Here is a 4,340-nt window from a genome sequence, read left to right as displayed (position 1 = left end):
TACTCCTACATTTGGGAGGGGTTGTAGTTGTGAGACACATTTTAAGATTTTAGAAAGGCTCTCCTGCAGAGCTGGTATCATGGACAACTTTAGCTTCCGGCAGGACTGGCTGACACTGAATCCAGGTCATAGCTCGATAATCTGCTGATAGCACCTACTTATGGCGCATCTGCTTTTAGCAGCATCTTAGTTTAACTCGAAGGGAAGGCTATCAAAAAAGTTAACTGCAGGGAATCCAATCGCGGCTGGCTGGCAGCGATTGGTCTTGGATATAGATTATAAGTATGGGATTCGGCTGTAGAGTAGCGTCAGCCGGCTCGTACCTGGTAATAACTAGTCCGGAGGGGGATCGTCCGCTTCAAAATAACTGTCGGGAATACTGTGATTGACCCGGTAGTTGGAGAATACGATGGATGCCTCACCGACTATCACCTTACCTTCCGGTCGCGCGTTATTAACGCCGAAAAGATAATCGCGTTTGGCCTCAGCTACATCGGCCATCTCTTCACTTTCTGGTAGCGGTAGCTGGGGTTCATCGGGATCGAAGTGTCTCGCTCGGAGGAAATTTTCGCTCAGCTGAAACCGTAGGTGGGTCTCCCTGGGCAGGTGAATACCGGGTGCCACTTCCACGTACTCCGTCTGGAGATGGAATACCTGGTTATTTTCCATGAAGGTTGTAACGCCCCGTACGAGCCACAGCTCCCGGTCGATGAACACTTGTGCCGCAAGTGTGAGGTCATCAGGTCCTTCCTGGGCTCCCTGGAGGATGAGGCAGGGGTGCCCATTCAGGATAGTATCACCGGCCACGTATAGGTCTTCCAGGCCCTGCAGGAGAGAATCAGGCGAAAGGAACATGCCCCGCCGGGGAACCATGGCGAACCCTCTCGCCTTCAAGCGGATTTTGTCCGGCTGCTTGAAGGTGAAGGTCATTTCCTTGCGGGGCATGCGTAGCATTGGCAGATCGAGGCTGACCTTCAGATCGACCTGGTAGTCCTCAATGCGACTGAACCGCTCCCGGAGATTTCCCAGAATCTCCGACACCTGAGTCGACCCGGAGGACTGGGCGCCAAGGGGAATGGGCGAGGTGGCAACAAGCCCTAATAGAAGCATCACCAGGGGATACATGAAGGTGCATAATCGAGGCTGGGAGATCATCTGATCGTCCGTAATATAAAAAGAATCCTGTTGATTAGAAACTGAAGCTACCGACCGATCCAATAGGCAACTTTGATGGCAAAGATGTTGTCGGCCGTGGCCCCAAACAGATCGGATAAGTCCCGGCCAAATTGGAAATCACCCGGATTCCGTTCGTCATAGCCGTTGCGGGTCCAGACGAGATAGAGTGTGGACCCGGGTGTGAATTCCCAGCGCAGCACGGCGGTCCCTACCAGGGCTTTGAAATTGAAGTCGGGATACTCAATATAGAAGACATTGCTATCGTCGCCACCGGTAGGATCGATAATGTATTCGCCGCTTTCGTCATCCCGGTCAATAGTGGATCCTTCCTGGCCGTATTCCAGGAAGTCATAAGACTTCGGGCGCTTGAATTCCTTGAAGTGGGAATAGGAGCCCACGGCTATAAATGGCTGGAAGTAGGCCTGGAGAGACAGCCGGGGGGTGAAAGTATAATCGATACGCAAATCGGCGGAGATGGTTTTCTGATCAATTTGCGCCATTACGTAACGATTGCCGTACATGGCCGTGGCGTTATCATCTTCAATTATATCAATGAATTGGTCGATGGTTCTGTTGGTGGAATAATGCGGACCGATTCTTAGATTAAGTCGGGTCCCCATTTTTATTTCAAGATTGCCGCTGACGTTATAAGACCAACTACCCATCTCTCTGTGATTTATTTCGCTATAAATGTTAGCGACAATATTTTTTCGATTATCAGTGTTGATATTGAAGTCCACGAACCAGCCTGCCATCGACACTACCATTGGTCCCCCTCTCAAGTGGGTGTCACTGAGCGTGCGGGGACCCCAGCCTGTAATAGCCTCGAAACCCCAATAGTTCAGCAGCTGCGCATAGCCAAACAGGAACACCATTTCATTTATTTTGGCTCCCCCGAAGTTGTGATTGCTCATGTAGGCAGTGATCAGCTGGGCTCGACGGAAGACCTTACCCGGATCGTACCAATTATATCCGATGCCAAGGTGTTTATTGATGCGGTCGGTTCCAAAGTGCAGCCCCATATCGTTGCTTTCGAATCCGGGTGAGACGAGCCCCAGGGCGGCGTTGAGGATGAGATGCCCCGTTTCCCGGTTAAGTGTGAAGCGGCTGGCATAGCCCATCATCGCGGTCATGGCCGAGTCTACGGCTACATGTTCCGCGTCCGGCCGCTGGAAGTAGTGAATGGAACTATGCTGCAGGTCGATCATCCGGTTTTCGGCTCCCGCGACCCTGGAGAAACCGCCCCAGCCGCCGATGGCCCACTCTTTTTCTGGGCCAATGAAAGTCCAGCCGTCGATTCCAAAGACCAGAGCATTATCCGCAAGCACATCCCGCAAGGCTGGATCGTCGAAGTGCCGGTAGACGTAGGTCCCCAGCACTCCCAGGCCTTGCCGACCGTCGTTGAACTCCTTCTGGGTGCGGACCAGGTTGTAGGATGTCAGGGGCTCGACTTCCTGAGAGCGAACATTACCCTCCTCATTGATCTGGGCGAACTCACGGTTCGTCAGGGCTGACAATCCGCCGAGGGACCAATCGCCGTTGAGCTTGCCGCTGATCTTCGCGGCCCCCAGGATGGAGCTAGCGGTGGGCATGTCGACCCAGCCCTCGGTATCGACCTCACACTGGGGCGGTCGTCCGATGCGCCGGCTGTAAAAAAAGTCGGGCTCGTAGGAATTAAAACCCCAGCGGCTGGTGGGGCCGTGGGTCCCGAAGGAGAATATGCTCGCTCCTTCCACAAAAAATGGCCGCTTTTCCTGGTAATATGTCTCATAAGCGGAAAGATTGATCACTGAGGGGTCCACTTCCACCTGGCCGAAATCCGGGTTGATGGTGGCATCGACGGTGATGTTGCTGCCGATACCCATCTTCAAGTCCGTCCCCAGCTTCAGGTTGGTATCGCGGCCTTTCAAGAAGGGATTATCCTTTTCGGAAGGGAGGGAGCTGTAGCCGGAGGTGACATAAGGGGTGAACTCCCGGCGTTCAGGGGGTTGAATATCCTCGATTCCTCTCAACGTGGCCGCGTGGGAAACCACGCCGCTTTCGCCCCGCTCAATGTAGGTAAATAGATCGGTCTCATTTCTTCTTTGGATTATCCTTGCGAGTAGAATTCCCCAGACATACTCCTTTTGTTGGTTGAAGCGCAGCTGTGAAAATGGGATCCGCATTTCCGCCGTCCAGCCGTTTTCGTCAATGGCCGTTTTCCCGTCCCAGACCCCATCCCAGGAATCATCACTCCAGCTGTCATTGTAAAAGGTACCATCCTGAATGGCACCGGATGGATTGATGCCAAAAAAGAAGCCGGAGCGCTTATCGTGATAGGCATCGATGAGGGCCAGGAAAAAATCGGTATTGAAGTTGGCATCCCTGCGGCCCATAAGTGCCACAATGGAGTCCGGTTGATCATCCCACATTCGGGCCCCGATATACAAGGCGCCATCGTCGTAAGCGACCCATACCTCGGTCTCTTCAGTGGCCGGCTCGCCATTATCCGGATCCAGCTGGATGAAGGTCTGGTTGGAAGGGGTCTGATAAATTGGCTCGGTGAGCCGGCCGTCAATGCGCAGGGGTTCATTAAGTCTGATGGCGGAGATGTCCCGTGCTTTATAATCGGCGGCATTAAAAGCCTTATCATCGGCAAATACAACCGAAATGAATGCGATCAGAAATAGTAAACGGCGCATAGCTATCCCTCGAACAAAGTGTGCCTTAATCTATCATTAGACGGAATAAAGCCCGGGAGGTTGTCAGGAAGATTGAACTTTACGGATTTATTTTATATCGACAGTGACGTTTAAGGTCGATACCAGTTGAATGCGAGGCTAATAGGGCCTGCCTACCGGCATAATGAGCAGGGTGCGCTCATTGGCGGGCAGGTTCAATAGCTCCTGAACCCGCTCGTCGTGGAAGGCCCCCACCGCCACGGTAGCCAGCCCCAGGGCGACGGCCTGCAGGTGAATATTCTCGGAGGCGTAGCCAACCTCCATATGGGCATAACGGTGGCCGCGCTGGCCGTATTTGCCGGTTATGCGTTCGTAAATGGCGGTGATGATCAGCAGGGCGGCCCCATGCTTCACACAGGACTGACCGAGGGCGGCCTCGGAAAGGGTGGTGCGCAAAGCGTCCTCAAGCAAGGGTACCAAAGCATGATCTCGGGGGCGGTAACG

Annotated in this window: 3 protein-coding genes; all 3 read right to left on the bottom strand. The window is 53.4% G+C overall.

Annotation, left to right across the window (positions count from 1 at the left end; translation table 11 throughout):
* Positions 1-333: 333 nt before the first annotated feature.
* Positions 334-1,155 carry a hypothetical protein gene (locus ACETWG_06955; GenBank protein ID MFB0516325.1) on the bottom strand — a complete coding sequence of 274 codons (822 nt, stop codon included), beginning with the start codon at positions 1,153-1,155 and terminating at the stop codon, positions 334-336.
* A gap of 47 nt (positions 1,156-1,202) precedes the next feature.
* Positions 1,203-3,857 (bottom strand): DUF5916 domain-containing protein, encoded by a 2,655-nt coding sequence (locus ACETWG_06950; protein MFB0516324.1) that lies wholly within the window; start codon positions 3,855-3,857, stop codon positions 1,203-1,205.
* A gap of 138 nt (positions 3,858-3,995) precedes the next feature.
* Positions 3,996-4,340: SagB/ThcOx family dehydrogenase (locus tag ACETWG_06945; protein MFB0516323.1), on the bottom strand; the 345-nt coding region annotated here is incomplete at its 5' end.

Source organism: Candidatus Neomarinimicrobiota bacterium, assembly GCA_041862535.1.
Classification (GTDB): Bacteria; Fidelibacterota; Marinisomatia; order SCGC-AAA003-L08; family TS1B11.
This window is presented reverse-complemented; position numbering and strand designations above follow the sequence as displayed.